This is a genomic window from Amycolatopsis rhizosphaerae (assembly GCF_007713715.1).
Classification (GTDB): domain Bacteria; phylum Actinomycetota; class Actinomycetes; order Mycobacteriales; family Pseudonocardiaceae; genus Amycolatopsis_E; species Amycolatopsis_E rhizosphaerae.
Window position 1 is genome coordinate 1 of sequence record NZ_VJWX01000651.1, and the last position, 3,421, is coordinate 3,421.

The 3,421-nt window shown below is 70.9% G+C and carries 2 protein-coding genes; one reads left to right on the plus strand and one right to left on the minus strand.

The genetic code is table 11. The features are described from left to right. Positions 1-195 precede the first annotated feature (195 nt). Positions 196-1,362, minus strand: coding sequence for a kynureninase (kynU, locus tag FNH05_RS34900; protein ID WP_144593117.1), 1,167 nt, complete (start codon positions 1,360-1,362; stop codon positions 196-198). Between the two features lie 94 nt (positions 1,363-1,456). Here kynU and FNH05_RS34905 point away from each other — a divergent pair, with 94 nt between their 5' ends. Then, the gene (locus FNH05_RS34905; protein ID WP_144593118.1) at positions 1,457-3,292 is read left to right on the plus strand and encodes an AMP-dependent synthetase/ligase; all 1,836 of its coding nucleotides are present in this window, start codon (positions 1,457-1,459) and stop codon (positions 3,290-3,292) included. The last annotated feature ends 129 nt before the right edge of the window (positions 3,293-3,421 follow it).

Sequence of the window (3,421 nt, forward strand, 5' to 3'; positions counted from 1 at the left end):
TCCCTTCACAGCCGTATCGACCAGGGCTCCGGCAAAGTCCGGTCCGCTCGGCGCTGCCCGGCGAGTCCCACGCTCGTGCGCCTGTACCCCACCCTCCGGCGCGTGTGTCCCACGCTCGCGCGGTGTTGGGCGCCGTGAGGGGACCCCTCACGGCCAACCCGCAACCCGGTCACCCACTTCAGACAGAGACAGGGCCTAAGCCTGCGCGGCCAGCTCTTCGGCGGCGCGCAGGACGTCGCGGTAGCGGACATACAGGGCGGCCAGGCCGAACCGGAGCACGTCCGGCGGCCGGAAGTCGCCGATCACGCCGCGCTCGGTCAGCAGGCCCATCACGCGCCCGGCATCCGGCCAAAGCACCGAGATCTGGTTCCCGCGCTCGTGGTCACGAGGCGTCACGACCTCGGCACCGGGCACCAGCCCGTCGAGGCAGCGCAGGAAGAAGTCGCCCAGCGCGAGGCCCTTCTCGCGCACCTGCTCGATCGTCACGTCGTCCCAGACGTCCAGTGCCGCGTCCAGGGCCAGCATGGACAGGATGTCCGGGGTGCCGGTGCGGGCCCGGCTGACACCGGGCGCCACCGCGTACTCCTCGGCCATCCCGAACGGGTCGGCGTGGCCTGCCCAGCCGGTCAGCGGCTGGTCCAACCGGTCCTGGTAGCGGGCCGGAACGTAGAAGAAGGACGGGGCACCGGGGCCGCCGTTGAGGAATTTGTAGGTACAGCCGACGGCCAGGTCCACCTCGGCCGCGTCGAGCCCCACGGGCATGGCGCCGACGCTGTGACACAGATCCCATACGGCGAGCGCGCCGGCCGCGTGCAGCGCGGCCGTGATGCCCGGCAGGTCGTGCCGCCGTCCCGTCCGGTAGTCGACGTGGTTGACCACCGCGACCGCGGTCCGCTCGGTCACCGCCCCGGCCATCTCCGACGGCGCCGCGCGCCGCACCGCGTGGCCGGTGAGCCGCGCCGCGCTGTCGACGATGTATCCGTCGCTGGGGAAGGTCCCGGCGTCGAGCAGGATTTCGGTCCGGCCGGGGTTCAGGCGCACCGCCGCCACCACGGCCTTGAACACGTTCACGCTCGTCGCGTCGCCGACCACGACCTGGCCGGGCGCCGCGCCGATCAGCGGGGCGATCCGGTCGCCGACGCGTTCCGGTGCGTTCCACCAGCCTTCGTTCCAGGAGCGGATCAACCGGCCGCCCCACTGCTTCCGGATGACCTCCTCGAGGCGGGTGGCTACCGTGCGTGGCGGAGCGCCGAGCGAATTGCCGTCCAGATAGGACAGTCCGGGATCCAGGTCGAACTCGGCTCGCTTGCCGCTCAAGGGGTCCCGGGCGTCGAGCTCGGCCGCCTCCGTCGCGAACGACATCGCACTTCCCTTCCTCGACCGGACTACCGCCCTGTGTCGCCAGTCACATAGAGTAGGCCCGGTCGGGCGGGACAGTCGCTCCAGGAGGCCAATGATGACCCACCAGCAGTCCGTCGCAGCCCTGGCCGAAGGCCAGACCGTCGTCAAGCTACTGCGGCGCAACGCCGCCGAATACGGGGACCTGCCTGCGCTGACCTCGCTGGACGCGGCGGGCGAGCCCACCCTGACCTGGGCCGAGCTTCGGAACGAGATCGCGGCCGTCGCGCGCGGGCTCGCGGACCTCGGCCTCGGCGCCCGCGACCGGATGCTGATCATGGCGCCCAGCTGTCCCGAGCACCTCATCGCGGACCTCGCCGCGGCGCACCTCGCCGCCATCTCCTGCACCGCCTACGCGACGCTCAGCCCCGACCAGATCCGCTACGTCGCGAGGCACAGCGCCGCGCCGGTGGTGGTGCTGCACGGCGCGAGCGAACTGAAGCGCTGGGAGCAGGTCCTCGACGACCTGCCCGCGCTGCGCCGCATCGTGGTGATCGACGCCGACGCGATGCCCGAGGGCGACGACCGGTTCGTCAGCCTCGCCGACCTGCGCCGCCGCGGGGCCGAACTGCACGAGGCCGACCCCACCGTCTTCGAGCGCGCGGTGGACGACGTCCGGCCGGACGACCCGCTGTCGATGATCTACACCTCGGGCACCACCGGCGAGCCCAAGGGCGTGGTGCTGTCGCACCACAACGTCATCCACGAGGCGTACGCGGTGCTCACCGAGCACGACGCGCCGCTGCACCCGAGCAACATCGCCTACCTGCCGCTGGCCCACATCGCCGAACGTGAGATCTCGATCTACATGCCGATCGTCTACGCCGGGCACGTGCACACGCTCGCCGACCCGGCCGGGATCGCCGGCGCGCTCGGCCGGGTCCACCCCCAGGGCTTCTTCGGGGTGCCCCGCGTGTGGGAGAAGATGGTCGCCGGGCTGAAGAACATGCTGGCGACCGTGCCAGAAGAACGGCGCACCATCCTGCTCGAAGCCAACGAACTGCTGCAGCAGGGCTACAAGTTGCGCGATGCGGGCGAGGAGGTCCCCGCCGAGCTGGCCGAGCGGATCGCCGAGACCGACCGCAGCGTGCTCGCCCCGATCCGGGCGCTGCTCGGCCTGGACCGGCTGGCCTTCTGCTCCAGCGGGGCCGCCGCGCTGCCGGTGGAGGTGCTGTACTTCATGGCCGGGCTCGGCGTCGAAATCCACGAGGTGTGGGGTCTGTCGGAGACCTCGGGGGCGGTGACCACGAACAGCGCGGCGGCGTTCCACGCCGGCACCGTCGGGCGGCCGGTCGCCGACACGGAGGTCAAGGTCGCCGAGGACGGGGAACTGCTGGTCCGGGGTCCGTTGCTGTTCCTCGGCTACCTGCAGGAGGACGGCTCGATCAAACCGGCGACCGACGACGAGGGCTGGTACGCCACCGGCGACATCGGCGAGATCGACGCCGACGGGTTCGTCCGGATCACCGACCGGAAGAAGGAGCTGATCATCACCTCGGGCGGCAAGAACATCGCGCCGACCCGGATCGAAGGCCTGCTCAAGGAGCACCCGCTGATCGGACAGGCGATCGCGATCGGCAACGACCGCCCGTACGTGAGCGCGCTGATCGTGCTGGACGACGAGATCCTGCCCGGCTGGGCGGCGGCGAGGGGCATCGAAGGCGGTGACGTGGCGATGCTCGCGTCCCACCCGGCGGTACGGGCGGAGATCGAAGCCGCCGTCGAAGCCGCGAACAGCCGCCTGGCGCGGGTCGAGCAGGTCAAGCGCTACCAGGTGATCACGCGGCCGTGGACCCCGGAGTCCGGCGAGGTCACCCCCACGCTCAAGCTCAAGCGCCGCGTCATCCACAGCCGCTACGACGCCGAGATCTCCGCCCTCTACCCCACCTCGTGAGAGCCGTGAAGACATCCCTGGGTTTTGGTTGTCAAGCGGCGGTTTGCTGGTGTTGGTGGTGTGTCCAGGCGGTGGTTTCGTTGTAGGGGGTGTGGGTTTTGAGGCATCCGTGGAGGATGCCGACGAGTC